The sequence below is a fragment of the Vibrio viridaestus genome, assembly GCF_003856525.1.
Taxonomy (GTDB): domain Bacteria; phylum Pseudomonadota; class Gammaproteobacteria; order Enterobacterales; family Vibrionaceae; genus Vibrio; species Vibrio viridaestus.
This window is the reverse complement of the sequence record NZ_RJVQ01000018.1, coordinates 1-17,646: the sequence shown is the minus strand read 5'-3', so window position 1 is coordinate 17,646 and position 17,646 is coordinate 1. Positions and strand designations below refer to the sequence as shown.

11 protein-coding genes and 3 pseudogenes are annotated in these 17,646 nt (G+C 42.1%); 8 read left to right on the top strand and 6 right to left on the bottom strand.

All coding sequences use genetic code 11. From position 1 onward, the window contains the following. Window positions 1-150 precede the first annotated feature (150 nt). From EES38_RS21220 to EES38_RS21210, 3 genes are all read left to right on the top strand, one after another. Window positions 151-1,125, top strand: a complete 975-nt coding sequence (locus tag EES38_RS21220; RefSeq protein WP_124939216.1) for a sensor domain-containing diguanylate cyclase — start codon at window positions 151-153, stop codon at window positions 1,123-1,125. Between the two features lie 81 nt (window positions 1,126-1,206). Beyond that, the gene (locus tag EES38_RS21215; protein ID WP_124939215.1) at window positions 1,207-2,361 is read left to right on the top strand and encodes a pepsin-like aspartic protease; all 1,155 of its coding nucleotides are present in this window, start codon (window positions 1,207-1,209) and stop codon (window positions 2,359-2,361) included. A gap of 11 nt (window positions 2,362-2,372) precedes the next feature. Further along, on the top strand, window positions 2,373-3,119 hold the full coding sequence (locus tag EES38_RS21210; protein WP_124939214.1) for an avidin/streptavidin family protein: 747 nt from the start codon (window positions 2,373-2,375) through the stop codon (window positions 3,117-3,119). A gap of 239 nt (window positions 3,120-3,358) precedes the next feature. On the opposite strand, the gene EES38_RS21205 is transcribed toward EES38_RS21210, so the two are convergent. The 6 genes and pseudogenes from EES38_RS21205 to EES38_RS21185 form a co-directional block, all read right to left on the bottom strand. Beyond that, on the bottom strand, window positions 3,359-5,614 hold the full coding sequence (locus EES38_RS21205; protein ID WP_124939213.1) for a hybrid sensor histidine kinase/response regulator: 2,256 nt from the start codon (window positions 5,612-5,614) through the stop codon (window positions 3,359-3,361). Between the two features lie 9 nt (window positions 5,615-5,623). Next, window positions 5,624-6,892, bottom strand: coding sequence for an ABC transporter substrate-binding protein (locus EES38_RS21200; protein WP_124939212.1), 1,269 nt, complete (start codon window positions 6,890-6,892; stop codon window positions 5,624-5,626). A gap of 200 nt (window positions 6,893-7,092) precedes the next feature. Continuing rightward, complete coding sequence (locus EES38_RS21195; RefSeq protein ID WP_124939211.1) at window positions 7,093-7,482, bottom strand: hypothetical protein; 390 nt, start codon at window positions 7,480-7,482, stop codon at window positions 7,093-7,095. A 45-nt stretch (window positions 7,483-7,527) separates the two neighbouring features. Next, window positions 7,528-7,959: pseudogene (locus EES38_RS22970) on the bottom strand (methyl-accepting chemotaxis protein); the annotation flags it as partial. Window positions 7,960-8,058: 99 nt separating this feature from the next. Further along, window positions 8,059-8,841 (bottom strand): annotated as a pseudogene (locus EES38_RS22965) (PAS domain-containing protein); the annotation flags it as partial. A 65-nt stretch (window positions 8,842-8,906) separates the two neighbouring features. Continuing rightward, window positions 8,907-11,366 (bottom strand): EAL domain-containing protein, encoded by a 2,460-nt coding sequence (locus EES38_RS21185; RefSeq protein WP_124939209.1) that lies wholly within the window; start codon window positions 11,364-11,366, stop codon window positions 8,907-8,909. 132 nt (window positions 11,367-11,498) lie between these two features. Here EES38_RS21185 and EES38_RS21180 point away from each other — a divergent pair, with 132 nt between their 5' ends. From EES38_RS21180 to EES38_RS21160, 5 genes and pseudogenes are all read left to right on the top strand, one after another. Continuing rightward, window positions 11,499-12,425 carry a diguanylate cyclase gene (locus tag EES38_RS21180; RefSeq protein WP_124939208.1) on the top strand — a complete coding sequence of 309 codons (927 nt, stop codon included), beginning with the start codon at window positions 11,499-11,501 and terminating at the stop codon, window positions 12,423-12,425. A 17-nt stretch (window positions 12,426-12,442) separates the two neighbouring features. After that, complete coding sequence (locus EES38_RS21175; protein ID WP_124939207.1) at window positions 12,443-15,892, top strand: PAS domain-containing hybrid sensor histidine kinase/response regulator family protein; 3,450 nt, start codon at window positions 12,443-12,445, stop codon at window positions 15,890-15,892. A gap of 34 nt (window positions 15,893-15,926) precedes the next feature. After that, window positions 15,927-16,656: pseudogene (locus EES38_RS21170) on the top strand (EAL domain-containing protein). Window positions 16,657-17,037: 381 nt separating this feature from the next. Continuing rightward, window positions 17,038-17,451 carry a PAS domain-containing protein gene (locus EES38_RS21165; RefSeq protein WP_124939206.1) on the top strand — a complete coding sequence of 138 codons (414 nt, stop codon included), beginning with the start codon at window positions 17,038-17,040 and terminating at the stop codon, window positions 17,449-17,451. 60 nt (window positions 17,452-17,511) lie between these two features. Beyond that, window positions 17,512-17,646 (top strand): transposase (locus EES38_RS21160; protein ID WP_148090384.1); only part of this gene is annotated, 135 nt, incomplete at its 3' end.

Genomic DNA, 17,646 nt, shown 5'->3' with positions numbered 1-17,646 from the left:
GAGATTTGGCAAGCAAATTGAGTCGGGTAGAGTGCCCAAAGTGAAACTGCATTATTTTGGCGCTGAGCTCGAAATTAATTTACTTGAGTTTGAAGGGATAGGAAAATTCCATACCACGACGGCCGAGTGACGCTTTGAGACGATAAGATTATGGACGATGATAAACACTACTTTACTATTTTAGATGCTTTACCTGACCATATCTTTGTCTTTTCAGAAACAGGTGTGTATGTTGATGTGTTTGGTGGCGACGAAAATGCAACAGGATTTGACTGTAAGCCGTTTATTGGCCGGACTCTGCATGATATCGTTCCGCCAGAGATGGCGGATATGTTCTTGTCATTTGTCGCCAAAGCCTTAGCGGAGAATATGACACAGAAGGTGAAATATCGGTTTGGCGAGACGGACATGATAGAGCTGCCCGCTGACGTACCGCATCCGCAGGAGATTTGGTTCGAGGGAACGATTAAACCCCTCCCACTTATGTTCAACAGCCAAAGAACGGTACTTTGGATTGCAAAAAACATCACTCAACAGCATGTTCTTGAGCAGCGATTAAAAGTGTTATCGGAGGTAGATGAACTCACCAAGATACTGAATCGCCGTTCAATAACACAGGAGCTTAAAGACGCCATCGACGAATACCATCAATTTGGACGGATTTTCTCTCTTCTTATGTTCGATATCGACAATTTTAAACGCGTCAATGATACCCTTGGACATCCTATCGGTGATGAAGTGATTCAATATGTTGTTAAACTAGCTAAAGGGGAGTTGCGAGGAAGTGACAGCATTGGACGTCTTGGTGGTGAAGAGTTTCTTATCATCCTTCGTGATTCGGATATAACCAGCGCATTAAGTGTTGGGGAAAAAATACGTCAGCGTATTGAGATGAATGTGTGCTCGCTTGATGAATACGATGTGAAAGTCACGATCAGCAGTGGTATTACCGAAGTGTCTGCTCAAGATATTCATTCAAGACACCTTATTGCACGGGCTGACATGGCGATGTATTACTCTAAAGAGCACGGCCGTAATCAAACGTCGTTGTATCGTCCAGAGTTACAGTACGAAGATACTGAAAGGTCACGCGGCTCTTGGCTCACAGCGAAATCTAAACCTTAGCTTTTAGATATAACTCGCTAGTTTTCTGTGATTTTTAATGATAGTTTATTCAATAAGACTCACATTAAACTAGGTATAGCCATGTCAGGGATTGGCGCAAAAGGGCTTATTGCAACCCTCAATCGGGGACCTTTTCAGAATAATGGTGCAACACCGTGGTATTGTATTATGGGTGTTGGCTCTCCTCCTCAACCTCTCTATTTCTGTTTTGATACGGGTAGTAACTTCAACTGGGTCACATCATCCTTGTGTGGATCTGATGGCTGCCAACATTACGCTGGGCAACAGTTTCAAATCGATCAGTCGGCCTCATTCGAATGGATAAGTGACGAGACACAAAATGTGTCATTTGGTCCGTGGGGGACGATGCAAGCCGAGCTGGGGTCCGATGTACTGACTATTGGGGGGGCAACAACGCTCAAGATGCGATGTGACCTTCTTTTAGTTAAAGGTTATCAATCACCAGAATTTGAGCAGCTTGATTGGGACGGTGGAATTGGTCTGGGGAGCCACCAAGTATCATCAGAAGTGTCTCACACGAATCCCTTTCGTTTTTATCAAAAACGCAATAACAGTACCGAAGAGTTTGATTTCTTCTTACGCCTAATCAACGCGGGAATTGTCAGTCGAGATTGTCCTTACATGTCATTTCTAACTCAGGATAGTGAAGGGTACGTAGGATTTGGTCTTTTGGATGAATCCTATTCCAACTCATTAGACTATGTTTTTTTGCCATGGGAATGTTACCAAGCAGAGGCCAGCTATCTCTGGAGTACACCGAATGCCAGTATTGGGTTGCAAGGAAGTGCTCCCGTTGGAACTCAACTTTTCTTCGCTCTCGATAGCGGGTCATCTCAATTTAAAGGTGATAATACCGTATTGACGAAGATGTACGAACTGACAAAGGACTCAACGGACAGCGTGGTTATCACTCTCAGCGATACCGCGGGTAAGTCTTACACCGAACTTACCGTGCCAGCATCTATCTATCAGTGCTACATCGAAGCGGGAGAACAAGCAGGGCAAACCCTATCGCAGTTTAAAGGACTTGAAGGTGCCGATGGTATGTTACTGGTTGGTTCTGTCTTAATGGACCACCTTTATACTGTTTATGAATATCAGTGGGATGAGAGTAACGACTTGTCTCCAGTGGGGATGTGGATATTTAACAAACCCGGTGACTATCCGATTATTTCGAATAAACAAAGCAAACCTGCCGCCATTTTTAGTCGTTAAGGAGGTCAATAATGAGTCACTCTCTCGATGGTACTTGGGGAAATAGCTATGGTTCAACCATGGACTTACTGTGTATTGATAACCAAATTTATGGAATGTATCGCTCCCATACCGGCTCAACGGGCGTCTATTTATTAGTGGGTAACGCATCTGACCAGCCTCCGACGCAGCAAAAGGGACAAAGTGTTTCTTTTTCAATTTTCTGGCGAAATATTGAGGGGGATGACTATGATGAAAGCTGGCATTGGTCTGGCTCGATGAGCGGGCAACTATTAAGTAATAGGCAAATGACGTTAGAAAACTGCATTGTTGTCTCTGTCCCCCTCGACCAGTATCAGCAGGGTAACTACATTGATGAGTTGGTTTTTACTCAGCAAAGCGCATCTCATCGTGTCGATATAAAACAGTATTTTTCAAAGAGTATTGTGGAACCCATTCAGTCTCAACCTCTGTCAGGTATCTGGGAAAATACATCCACATCGTTAACGTTAGAGCAGACCGATGCCGCATCTGGACTCACGCTAGGTACTTTGTCGCAGGGAAAAGACACGATCTCGCTTTTAGGTTTTATAGATACCTACGTCGATTCTTGGATGGCGCAGAGTTTTTCATTTTCTGGTTATAACGCCAAGACACAGGAAACAGTGACCTTATGCGGCAGTCTTGATTACGAGCAAAGTCATTTGATGGTGTATGAATGGATTTCACAGCCAACGTCTTTTTATGCAAACGAGAATATCCTCCCAGTTGCTGACTAAGAGGGTTTGATTCTTCGCGCACTTTTAATGGTATGGCGAGTTCACGCAGAATACAGGGCCATAGAAATGAGATTTTGTTTAGCCTCGCTTTTGTTTTCTGCGACGAACCAAGGTGAGACTGCATTTCCCATCAGTTGGTAGTGTTTCCTCACTACCAATAATTCTTCGAGATTGGCATAGGGGCCAAAGGCGAGCGCCTCGCATTGTTTTGCTTCGACAGTACGCAACGTTGTCTAGAATTAAGTGTGACTGCAGGGTGCCAACTTTTGAACAACTTGTTCGAGATGCTTGAAGTCAACTGGTTTTGCCAGAAAGTCATTCATTCCCACGCTAAAACAAAGCTGCTTATCATTCTCAAGCACATTTGCTGTCAGAGCTACAATTGGCGTCGATTTATAGTCGGGAAGCCCTCTAATTTGAATTGTAGCCTGAATACCATCCAAGATAGGCATCTGCATATCCATAAAAATTAGGTCAAAATTCTCTTCTTGACACTGCTTAACTGCTTTCTCACCGTTCTCCACCAATACAACATTCGTGATGTTAAGATTGTTGAGGAGGCCCTCGATAACAACTTGGTTGATTTCATTATCTTCTGCAACTAACACATTGAGGTGGGATAGCGCTAAATTAGGAGCGTTCGCTGTATCATTTCGATAATTAGTAGCAGAATTTTCAACTTTTACATCTCTTTGGGTTTCAAGAATAAAGTAGAAGCAAGAGCCTTGGTTAATCTGGCTATCAACATGGAGGGGCGCATTCATCAGGGAGAGCAGTTTGCTTGTAATTGTTAGGCCAAGTCCTGTCCCACCGTATTTTCGAGTAATTGATGTGTCTGCCTGAGAGAAGGCTTCAAATAATGTGGTTATCTTTTCAGGCTCAATACCTATACCCGTGTCGGTGACGCTAAACGTCAGTTTAATTTTCTTATCAGTTACGTTTTCCGCTTTAACATTAAGACAAACATGACCATGTTCGGTGAATTTTATCGCATTACCAATCAAATTCATTAACACCTGTTTAATTCGAGTTTCATCACCATTGAACCAAATGACATCCTCTTCTGAAATTGTCACTTTTAAATGGATACTTTTTGCCTTGGCCTGATTCTGGAACAACAATTCCAACTCGTTACAAAGAGATTGTAAATTCACGGGGCGATTTTCAAGTTCAATCTTACCCGCTTCAATTTTACTTAAGTCTAAAATATCATTGATTATGACAAGTAAACTCTGTCCTGAAGATTGAATAATATCTAGCATCCGTATTTGTTTTTCGGATAGTGACGTGTTGGCTAATTGCCAGGCCATCCCCAAGATGCCATTCATCGGAGTCCGAATTTCGTGACTCATATTAGCTAAAAATTCGGATTTTATTTTCGTTGTGTGCTCAGCGGTTTGTTTTGCTTTCTGTAAGTCATTGCTCATGTCCCTAAAGCGACTGGCCGCTTCTGCAAGCAAACCAATTTCATCCTGCCTTTGTGTGTCACTTACTGTTGCAGATAAATTCCCCCGAAGAAAGTTCCTGAAGCTTCCAGTTAATCGGGTGATCGCTTTGGCGATATGAAGGTGAAAAAAAACAGCTAATACAATTAAGTAGATAACTGAAATGATACTTAACATACTCAGTATCCATTCCGAAGTCTGAATACTTGTTTCTCCAGTTTTCTTTATCTCTGTAAGTCGAGACATTGACAAATCTTTGAGTTTATTCGCTTGTGTACTGAACTCGATGGCATCTCCTGCCATAACGACGTTAATTAATGTTAAATAGTTGCGATTAGCTTGGACACTTTTAGTAAAAGTCACTTGATATTCTTTTGCTAATTTTGTGAGTAGAGAACCTTTTTCACTGGGAATATCTATTGGTCTGATAGCCATACGTTGTAGCATGGACGTTACTGCTCGCTTTTTGGAAAAGTCTTTTTTAGTTAAGAATAACCAAGCGCTTCTGTGTACCGTGTGCCAGTCATTGGATTTTTCAACGATAATAAGTTTTTGCTCCGCGCTTTTAGATTCCTTTCCCATTGAGTCCAGTATAGAAATCGACTCTTGATATATTAACTCTAGCTCCGTGTTGATTAACGTCGACCTTAACTGATAGAGCGACGCTAACACCGATAAGTTATCCTCAAAACGGGAAACCAGCTCATTCATTGAAGCCACATAAAGACGCTCTTCTGGCGTGACGTTACTTTCAGATAGTGTTTGAAGTCGTGTTTGAAGCGTTAGCAAATTATCATCGATTTTTTCAAACACACTCTGACTGCCTGAAGCACTAAACACAGAGATATCTCTTTGCATTTCAACCAGTTCTTTGTTGATACTGATAATCGACGTTGTATAGCTACTAATGTCTGTTACATTATTCATCGCAGACTGAATTGTCGCCAGGCGTTGAGCCATAACGAGGTAACTACCAGCAATCGTGAGGACCAGAAAGCTGAGCGCTAATATTATTTTAGCGACGATTGATCGTATAATGATGTGAAACAAGTGGTCACCTTATGCGTTAAGTAATTCGTACCATTTGTCCAGGCTGTAGTCGTAGTTTTGCATGACGGTGTTCCAAACGGCGATATTAGATAAGCGCTTTATGTAGCTCCCTCCATGTCTTACGTCACCCGCTTGAATCGATATATTTCCGTCTGTTCCTCTTAGATCCGTTCTCGCTTCTTTACCTGCATACCAATAATCCCATTCATCTTTAGACATGAGATCACGACTCCGTTGTGGATTTGATATGTAGTACCCTTGTCGAGCGATAAATGCGCCCGGATACCCAGAAAGCCACCAATTCATATAGTCGTAAGCGGCATCCTGAACGTAACCAGAAACATTGGATGATAAGCACATTACGCCATGCCAGGCTCTGTAACCTTCTTTTGGCGCAGTATACACCACAGGGACGCCTTGCCCCTTGCATGCACTGACGGCGGGAGAAAACATACTTTGGATATGGACTCGCTCTGTTGTCATAAAATCAACCGATTGAGGTACTGACGTCCAAAACCCTGCAAAATGTCCTTGTCGCTTCTTGAGTAGCAGAATATTAAATAAGTGATCTATTTCGGATAGACTCATATTACCGATGTCATTAAATGTTATTAGTCCTTGGGCTTGTGCGGCAAGGGCTGCATCGAAAATGCCAATAGTGGGCGCGTTGATAAGTGCGACTTTCCCTTTATTGTTTTCATCTAATAGCCAAGACCAAGACTCGGTAATATACGCATCACCTTTTTCAATATAACGTGTGTTGTATCCAAAAGAATCCACATTATGGACGTATGGCATAAAACTTAATTGATTGGAGGGGGTTGGACCGAGCGAACCATCGGGTTGGATAAAAATAATCTTATTGGGCGCATCACCCGCACCAACGCGTGCATCTTCTGTCAATTTGCCCGTTTTGGTGAGATTATTGATCTCATTCCAATACTTCAATCTATCAACGTCGATTGGTTTGATTGTCCCCGCCTGCCAAAGAATATTAATCGAATCAGACCAGTGCTCATACAGGTCAAAAGAACTCGGATCGGTTGCGGCTCTTTGCAATAATGCTGCATCTCCCATGGGAGTAAACTCTAAGTTAATTCCCAGCTCTTGCATCGCACGTTTTCGAAGTTCCTCTTGCAAAGTAACGTGTGTACCCATTACCCGCAGAGTCACTGTTTTTTTTGCGTAAACATACGGCGCTTTGATAGCAATTGCTGAAGCAGCAGCTCCAGCTCCAAGTGAACGAAGAAATTGGCGGCGGTTTACGGACAAACTCATAAAGGTTTCGATCCCTATCTATAATCCTTCATAATATGAAACAGTAGTATAATTTTGGTAATTAATACAAATTAATCATATAGATTCGTGGAATCGATTAGCATGCCTGTCTAGAAAAAATCAGTATCGAACGTTCATGGAATAATTATAAAAAACGGATTCATCGAGTATATTGCTGTCAAGTATCGATTTAAATTCACTCAATCTATTTCTCCTGATGGAAGGTGGGTTAGTTCGTGTGTAAATTCTGCAATAAAACTAATAAGAGCCTGCAACTGCATTTGTAGCGAAATAATGAAATCAAGTTCTTCCTGCATTTGTATATCCGCCCCGTGTCGGATCATTTCAATAATTTCTTTCTGCTCCTTAAATAAAGCATCACACTCTGATTGACTGTATTGTGCTGAGGAGGCAATGACACGATTAAGGTATTGAGAGATATGCTCGACTTTCTTGCCTAATTCTTTATGTTTTTCGTGGTTTTGGGCTATTTTTTTTGCTCTGTCGACTAATGTTATGTCCATCATTTTAATGAGGCGACTGGCTTGTTGAATACTGTCGACGAGTGTTATTTCATGGCTTGTCTTCATAATTGGCCCTAGGCTGTAAAGTGAGTTGATAAAGTGGTTAATTCATCAATTCTGTTTAAGTTGTTGTATCGCCTGACTGACTTTGTCCGCTCCTTGCTCTATTTCTTGTATTACTTGTCCAGCTCGACCTGAATAAGAAAGTGTTTCCTGCGTTTGAGCCTGATACTTAGATATTAGATTCACAGTCGACTCTGTTTGAGAAACGTTTTCAGATACCATTGAGACGATTTCGAGTGTTGTAGCATTCGTCCTTGAGGCTAATTGTCTCACTTCATCGGCCACGACAGCAAAACCTCTTCCTTGTTCCCCAGCGCGAGCGGCTTCAATGGCGGCGTTTAACGCTAACAAATTCGTTTGGTCAGCTATCCCTTTAATGCTTTCGACAAGATCATTGATTTTCTTTGAATGCGCATTCAGCGCAGTAATTTCGTCACTGGCTTGATTCATTTGTGTCGACAGCATTTCCATATTGGCTATCGTAGACTCAATGGTTTCTTTGCCTTCTAAGGTTTGCTTTCTTGTCGACTCGGATATTTCACTGGCTAATTGTGCTGCTTCAGAAGCGGCTCGTTCCTGACGGATTTGCTCGGTAATGTCCGTAGCAAATTTAACGACTTTATACAATTCCCCCCGTTCATTATGAATTGGATTGTAGGAGGCTTCCAACCATAGGGTATTCCCATAGTGATCTATGCGTTTAAATCGACCCGAAACAAATTCCCCCGCGGATAGTTGATGCCAGAACTGTTGATATTCAATCGAGTTGACCAACTCCGAAGAACAAAACATTCTATGATGTCGGCCTTTAATTTCTTCAATATTGTAACCCACTGTGTTCAGGAAGTTATGATTAGCATCTAAAATGGTGCCATCGAGTGAAAACTCAATAATCGCCATGGAACGATCGAGGCCATTTAGCAAATCCTCATTCTCTCTAGACGTTTGAATAGTTTCTGTTAATTCATTTGCGAATACGCTGTATTTTAGTATCTTACCGTCTTTCGCTTGGATTGGGTGGATTATTGCCCGCAGCCATGCACTGTTTCCCTCACTATCAAGCGTCTCAATTGCACCATGCCAATGCTTCCCTTGACTAATGGACTCTTTCATTTTGAGAAAGTGTGGTGAGTTTTGAGCGACAGGTGGCACCAGTTCGATAAATGGCTTGCCTCGTAATTCTTGTGATGAAATGCCTAGATGTTGCTCATAAAGAGGGTTGACTGACAAAACGATGCCTTGACTATCTAAGGTGAAGTTGATGATTTCCTCCGTTAGGCCTTCATGGATCTGCTTCAGAGCATCAAGCTCTTCTAGGTCTTGTCTGTGTTGTGCTGATTTTTTATTTTTATTAAAAAACATATCATTTCCTTAGAATGCTAGGCTGGGTTATTTTTACGCTATCGGATCACTGCTTTGTTAATGCACTATTTTTTAGCGGTGTTGCGCAACAATTGCTTAAACTCATCAAATGGGACAGGTTTCGAATACCAATAGCCTTGCCCCATTTGACAGCCCAATTGATGTAACATTTCCTTTTCTTCCTGTGTTTCGATACCTTCGGCGATGATGTGAAGATCTAATGATTGAGCCAGGTGAATGATGGTTTTGACTATATTTAGGCTTTGGTTGTCTTTCGTCATGTCACTCACAAATGAACGGTCCACTTTGAGTATGTCGATAGGAAAAGATTTGAGGTAAGACAAACTCGAATACCCCGTACCGAAGTCATCAATCGCTATAGAAATACCCAGTGACTTAAGCTTAGTTAACATCGCCTGCGTTTCCATAAAATCATTCATCAAAGCGCTCTCTGTGACTTCCAATTCGAGATATTCGCTTGGAAGGTTTAACGAGGCCAACGTTTGTTGTACCTCTTGGACAAAATGCGAATTCGTGAATTGCTTGGCTGCAACATTGACGGCGATGCGCATGGGATATCCCTCGACAAGCAGTTGCTTTGCCATCGTACAGCTTTTCTCTAGCACCTGATGGCCTAATTGATTAATCAGGCCACAATCTTCCGCAATAGGTATAAACTCGATTGGAGAAATCAGCTTTTTAGATAGGGGATCTCTTAAACGAACGAGAGCTTCACAACTGCACAGTTTTCCAGACGGGAGTTCATATTGTGGTTGAAGATGGACTTCAAGCGCATTTTCTTCCAGAGCATGTCGCAATAACAGTTCAATTTGATGGCGATTTAATAATTCGGATTCCAATTCCTGAGAGAAGAAACAATGATGATTCTTACCTTGTTGTTTAGCGCGATACATGGCGGTGTCGGCATAGCGCAAGAGCTTCTCTTCCGAGTTCGCGTCATCAGGGAAAAGACTGACCCCCATACTGGCCGTCACTTTAATTTCTCGGTTTTCAATTTGAAACGGTTTTTGAATAGCCAGTAGGACTTCTGTGGCCATCGAATCGACTAAGCCTACGTGATGAATATTATCGATTAAGATAACAAATTCGTCTCCTCCTGCACGAGCTAACGTATAACCTGGGAGACAGAATTGTAACAGTCGTTGGGCAATTTGCTTAATAAGTAGGTCACCTACGTGATGTCCCTGAGCATCATTAATGTATTTGAAATTATCAATATCAATGAGAAACATAGCGACTCTGTGGTGCTGCGTCTGGGCAACGCGAATGTTGTTGGTTATTCTATCGTGGAGTAAGACCCGGTTAGGCAGGTCTGTGAGGGGGTCATGATTGGCTAGATGACTCATTTTTACTGACATTGCGACGGTTTCGCTAACATCATGAAAGACAATAATAGCGCCAATGACGTTTCCTTTTGCATCGCGAATCGGCGCTGCTGAATCTTCCACGCGATACGTTTGACCTGATAATGACGTTAACTGGCAATTAAGCGCCATCGCGACGGTTCGTTTTTCCTTTAAAGCCATATGGATCGGACTAATACTCTTATGCCCCGTTGTGGCATCGCTCAAGTTCATGACTTGTTCAATACTTAGCCCTTTTGCGTCACTAAAAGACCAACCGGTCATTCTTTCCGATATAGGATTCATAAAGGTAATCCTCTCTTCAATATCGGTCGCGATTACTGCATCGCCGATAGAATCAAGGGTTACCTTAAGCCACTCTTTTTCCTCTCTGAGTGCTTGTTTGGCTTTAATAATATGCGTGATATCGACAGCTGTGAGTAAATACCCAATTGGTGTGTTGTTTTCGGTTCGACGAGTCACATGGATATGATAGAAGCGACGCGCTACACTTTGTTTGTCTTCATAGCGAAACTCGATATCACTGGAAGATTGACAGTGCATTTCTATATCTTTAACGAGTTTATCCGGCATTAGAGCGCTAAGCGCTTGAGATTGCTTGTCGAGGCAAGAGAAACCGAACCAGTCCCCGGAATAATCGTTGCAAAACCGCAGTTGCCAATCGAGCGACCAGTAAGAGACAAAGACCGGGATTTGTGCGAGTAGGTCCTGCATCTCTTTTTTTGCTACGGCCAGAGCGTCGGATTTTAAACGCAATTGTAACTGATTATTCACTCTTAAGCGGCAAAGGTTCAAATCAATCGGTTTCGTAATGAAATCGACTGCGGCGCAAGATAATGAGGCGTGTTCCACACTGGTTTCAGTGTGAGATGTGACGAACATCACTGACGTATTGGCTGTGTGGGGATTATTCAATAAATGACGACATAATTCATGACCGTTCATATTGGGCATGTCTACGTCCAATATTGTAATTTGAGGTTGATGCTCGAATGCAAGGCTCAAAGCGTCTAATGGGTCGGTCGTAGAAATAAGGGTCCCCAGTCCTGCCAAAGCCTCTTCCATGAGAAGAAGGTTACTTTGTTCATCGTCAACCATCAGAATGGTAACCGGGTCGTTTGTTATTTTGTTTAAGTCCATGAATTGCCAACTCTGCAGTTTAAATATTGACTCAATTATCATTGTTCTTAATTTAATCGTAGACTATAGTCAAATGATATGCATTAACGATTATAGTCAATAAGATACATCGCACCGAAAAAAGGATATCCCGTGCACGATGAATTAGAAATTCGATTCAAAAAGGCGTCAGTGTTAGTTGTCGATGATGAACTCATCAACCGAGAAGTGATGCGTGAATGTTTGAGTGCGGATTTTACCGTTTACTTGGCCGAAAATGGTCAGGAAGCAATGAAGATGGCGGCGTTGAAGTCCCCTGATCTTATTTTGCTCGATATTATGATGGAAGATATGAATGGCTGGGAAGTGTGCGCGATTCTTAAGGCCTCGCCAATACTAAAAAAGGTTCCTGTCATCTTTGTGACATCCATTGAAGATGATGAAACGCAGATTCACTGTTGGGAATGTGGCGCGGTCGATTTTATTCATAAACCCGTAAACTTTGCGACATTAACGCATCGAGTTCGAACTCATATTTTACACAAGCTAAAAACGGAACTTTTAACCTCTCTAACGATGCGTGATGGTCTGACTTCCATCCCTAATCGACGCGCTTTGGATAATGATTATGATTTAATAGCTGGGCAGTGCATCCGTAATAAAGAGCCGATGAGTTTTTTGATAGCAGACGTAGATTACTTCAAAAAGTTTAATGATGAATATGGGCATGTGGAAGGTGACGATGCCTTAATTCGAATTTCTTGCGCGATTAAACAATCCCTTCTGCGAATAACAGATAAGGTCTACCGTTATGGTGGTGAAGAATTTGTGGTTCTGTTGCCTGGAACGGACAGTAGAGGCTGTGAGCTGGTGATAAATAAAATTCAAAGCGCAATTAAGGCGTGTGACATCCCACACAATCAGTCCGAATTTGGACGAGTCACCCTTAGTGTCGGTGGCGTCGCCGTTCACCCATCCCATATTTCACTCGACATTAAAGGCACACTCGACGTTGCCGATAAGTTACTTTACGAAGCAAAAGAAAAGGGACGAAACCAATTTGTGGTCAACGAATTGTAGCTCATTAGGAGGGCGTTATGACGAGAGTGTTTGGGTGGGGTGCCTTTTTTGTGTCCTTGTTACTGTCCATCTACGTGACCTATCTCTACAGTCAATATTCTACGAACGAAATTTTATCTAAAACCCACTCCACACTAGAGTCAGAGACAGCTGAAAAAGTCCGCTTGTTTCAATCAGAGATTGCGCACGACATTGATGCGATCAAGTTTTTACACTCTACACCGCCAATTAGTGGCATTACTCGAGCTTTGGCGAGCGGTGGGATTGATCCGGACGACAATACATCACTGACTCAATGGAAAGCACGCTTATCGGTGATTTTTAAGTCATTCATAGAGAACAATGCCGATGTTCGGCAGTTACGTCTTATCTCGGTCCAAGATGATGGCGACGAGTTTCTTCGTGTCGACCGCAATGGGGGACGAGTTGTTGTGATGCCCCAAGTTCGTCTACAAAATAAAAAGGAAGAGCCGTATTATCAATACGCAAAAGCCCTTGCACCTGATGAAGTCCTTGTTGGCGCCATCAACCTAAACCGTGAGCACGGAAAAATTGTGTACCCTTTGCAGCCGACATTCAGAGTTTCTATGCCTATCTTTTATGAATCCGGTCAACGTTTTGGGTTTCTAATTATCAATTTTGACGCATCGGAATTACTTAGTGGCCTTTCGCAAAAAGATGATTTAATCGATGGAGTCTGGTTGATTGATGAGCACGGCCATTTCATCATTAATTCGTCTGACGATATAGAATTTACTGAGCAACTTGCTCCCGATATCACACTTAACTCCCAATATCGAACAATGCCTGCAACTATGAGTAAAATGATATTGTTACAGCATAAGCAACATGCAGATGAGGTGTGGTACGCAACACAAAGAGCATTTACTCTTGGCACTAATGTTGACCAAAAACTCCATCTCATCGGTGTTATTAGTAAAGGGAAAGTGGATGAGGTCATTAATGGCCGACGTTATGAAATAGCATTTTTTGCGGGGATATCCATTCTGGTCATTGTGGTTTTTGTCGGCGTTTTCTATCGTTCTTATGCTGCCAGCATGAAACTCAATAAGGCCAATTCGACCTTTCAGGCTATTGTTGATAGCGCTTCTGATGCTGTAATAGGAATTAAGTCTAATGGGAAAATTAGTACTTGGAATAATGCTGCAACTCAAATGTTAGGAGTGCCTTACTTCTCTGCAGTTAATCAACTTCTGGTCGAGGTTCTGTATTTAGAGAATGAGAACCTTGGACTGAAAATCAAAGAGGTACAAAAAAGTAAAAGCAGTTTCACGTTTAAGGACTCCATATCTTCGAAGGGAGACGTGTTAATTCATGTTGAACTGCGTATATCGCCAGTGTTGACCGCGTCATTAAGAATGCTCGAATCCTATGTCATTACAATAAGAGATGTCACCTCCGATGTGTTAGCTGAGGCGCAGTTAAAGCAGCACAACCAGGAGTTAGAACAAAAAGTGAGTGAGCGTACTCATGAGTTAAAGCGCCACGCAGAAGAACTGGAGGTGGCCCATAAAAGAGCGATGGAGGCCAGTCAGGCAAAGAGCAACTTCATTTCTACTATTAGTCATGAAATGAGGACCCCACTTAATGGAATGGTCGGGACATTAAGCCTCGTTAGGAATGAATCGATAACCGCGGCTCAGGACAAATACCTGACCATGGCGGAAAATAGCGTCAATACCTTAGCGGTTCTGATTAACGACATTCTTGATTTGTCGAAGATAGAATCCGGGAAACTGGAAGTCCACCATCAACGGTTTTCTCCAAAAGATGTGATTGAAATAATGGTGCAGTCGTGTTCGGTTAAAGCGCATGAAAAAAACTTAGCTGTTGAAGTCGATACGACGGGGATCAGTTATCAGACTGTTACCTCTGACCCGAATAGGCTAAAGCAAATTATCAATAATTTATTGAATAATGCAACAAAATTTACCAATGACGGTGCGATTAGAGTCGTTGCCGCCACCCAACTGATCGAGGAAACAACGGTAAGATTGAATGTTGATGTCTTTGATACCGGGATTGGGATTGCTCAAGAAAATCAGCACCGTTTATTTCAACCCTTCTCTCAGGAAGCCTCGGACACGGCGACGAAATTTGGGGGGACCGGCCTGGGATTGTCGATCTCTCGGCAGTTGTGTGAACTTCTGCATGGTTCGATTGGGTTTGAGTCAAAACAAGGGGAAGGAAGCCACTTTTATTTTTATATTGATATGTCCTCTGAGGGCTGTGAACTGAGCACTCAAAACCGCGTATTAGATTCAAAACGTGTGGGGATCGCAGTTCATAGTGACACGTTAGACGTTTCATTAAGTCGTATGATTGAGGATTGGGGCGGTCAAGCGGTGAGTCTATTAAAGCCTGATATTGAATTGATTACTCAATTGAATGCATTAATTATAGAGGAAGACTATTTGCATTACGAAACCTTAATGCAGTTAGGTCAATCTACCCCCCAACTTAATATTATTAAGCTCAGTTCAGACACACATCTCCCCCCGCATACGATTGATTATCGTGACGGTGAAGTGACTATCCTTTCCCAACCCATAATTAGCTCCGATTTGCTTAATACCTTGTTAGGAAAGACAAACTTCAAAGCTGAGCGAAATGTTAAACAGGATAGTATAACGAAACAGGGCAATGCCGATTTTTCTGGCATTAGGATTTTAGTGGTTGATGACAATGAGATTAATAGAGAGGTAGCAAGAGGATTTTTAGAGACTTGGGGGGCAGATGTATTTAGCGCGAACGATGGGAAACAAGCGCTCGAGATTATTGAAGCTAACGCCGATGCGGGAAGTCCGTTTGATTGCATTTTAATGGATTGCCAGATGCCCATTATGGACGGTTATCAGTGCGCTAAAGAGCTTCGGTTCAACCACAGTCGTTATCACACGGCATCGGTGCCGATTATCGCGATGACAGCGAATGCGTTTTCAGGTGAAAAGGAAAAGTGTCTAGCTCATGGCATGAGCGACTACATCACCAAGCCTGTTGATTCCAATATTTTGTGTGAAAAACTATTACGCTGGACGAAATCAAAACGCCATTCAAAACAGAAACTGGAGGCTCCTATGAATAATGAACTACGAGAGTCACAATACGCAGGATGGGACAGAGACAGTGCATTAAAACGCATGAATGGCAATGAGGCACTATTTGCCAAAATAGTCTCGATATTTGAGGCATCTTCTGCAGACTACATGAATAAACTGGAGTCTGTCATCAGTGAGCATGATGTCGAGGCTATTGCGCAGTGGAGCCACAAATTGAAAGGTCTATGTGGTGATATTGGTGGTACGACACTGAGAGAAATTATGTCGGAGATTGAGACAGAAGCAAGACGAGGCGATGCTTGCCAGGACGATATCATTAACGCGAAGTACATAGAAGCAAAACAAGAGTATGCCCATTTAATGACTGAGATTGCAAAGGGAAAATAAATTGAGCGAAGACCGTACTCGATGTGAGATTAAGATGCCCTGTCATCAGTGCCAGCAAGGCCTTGAGTTATCCTTTGATTTTTCGATGGCCTTTCAGCCGATTGTTAATGTCAGTACCCAAACGGTTTTTGGTTATGAAGCCCTCGTACGCGGCCTGAATAATGAGCCTGCTTCTTGGGTATTATCGCAAGTTAATGATGAGAATCGATATATCTTTGATCAACTGTGTCGAGTTAAAGCAATCGCTCTAGCTGCTCACCTTAAGATGACTTCAATCTTAAGCATTAACTTTATGCCTAATGCTATATAGCCCTAGACGTTTTATTCGTACGTCACTTGCGGCCGCTAATCAGTATGGTTTCCCAACGGACAGAATCTTGTTTGAGTTTACGGAAACGGAGCGAATCGATGATAGTAAACGTATTTTAGAGATTATCGATTGTTATCAAGCGCTAGGATTTAGGACCGCTATTGATGATTTCGGTGCTGGGTATGCAGGATTAAATTTATTGGCAGACTTTCAACCTAACATAGTGAAGTTGGATATGGGCTTAATTAGAGGAGTAGACTCTCACAGGGCTCGTCAGAGTATTCTTTTGCACTGTATTCTTTCGTTGAAAGAGCTATCCGTGACGCCTCTGGCTGAGGGCGTAGAAACAAAAGAAGAATATGAGTGGTTTAAGAACGCAGGAGTCGAACTGATGCAAGGTTTTCTTTTTGCTAAGCCAGAATTTGAGAAATTGCCCGAAATCGAATGGTATTAGGGTGAATGTTCTTATGTAACAAGCAAGGCTCTCCACTCGAGTTTCTTTACGAATGTAAACGCATAAACTATATTTGTTTATAAAGTTAACCATCCTTAGCGTAGAGTTTTCTCTCTTTCCTGACGCACCTCCCATGTTTGGGAGGTTTTTTTCTAACTATCTTAGCCATTTATTTTTTCGTACAACCTGCATGAATTGATTCACTAGAGGAGCGTGACGGTAGTCCAATTCAACTGCAAATGATGGATTTGGGGATTTGACTTTTATGTAGTCTAGACTTTAATCCAACTAAGCTAATTCAAAAATTAATTAGAATTCTTTGTGATCTAGAAGCTAAAAATATCGAAAGCTTATCTCTATCACAAGCTTGGGAGGAAATATATGTGGTTCAGTAAAACAAAGGATGTGCCTACTGCAGAAGTAGATAGTGACTCTTTACACGACTTTAAATTAAACATGACTGCTATTACCAAGTACACTGCATGTATAATGTTCAGCCCTCAGGGTATTATTACTTTTGCTAATGATTTGTTCTGTAATACTGTCGGATATGAATTCGGAGAAATTGAGGGTAAACATCATTCAATCTTTTGTTCAAAATCTCTCAGTTCCGGTTCTGAATACCAACAACACTGGGAAGATTTAAGAGCTGGTAAGAGTCGAAGTGGTGTATTTGAAAGAGTAAGAAAAGACGGTTCACCTCTTTATATTTCTGCTGACTATTTCCCTGTTCAAGACGAAACGGGAAACGTAGTAAGAGTAATCAAAATAGCAAGGGATGTTACAGAAGAATGAATAGCCACCGACTTGATAGACACCTTTTAGTTAGACAAAATGACTAGCAGAGAGGTGCTTATGAGCAGCAAAAGATATCCAGAAGAATTCAAAATTGAAGCAGTAAAACAGATCACTGAAAAAGGTCATAGTGTGGCTGATGTCGCCAACCGCTTAGGGACAACGACTCATAGTCTTTACGCTTGGGTTAAACGC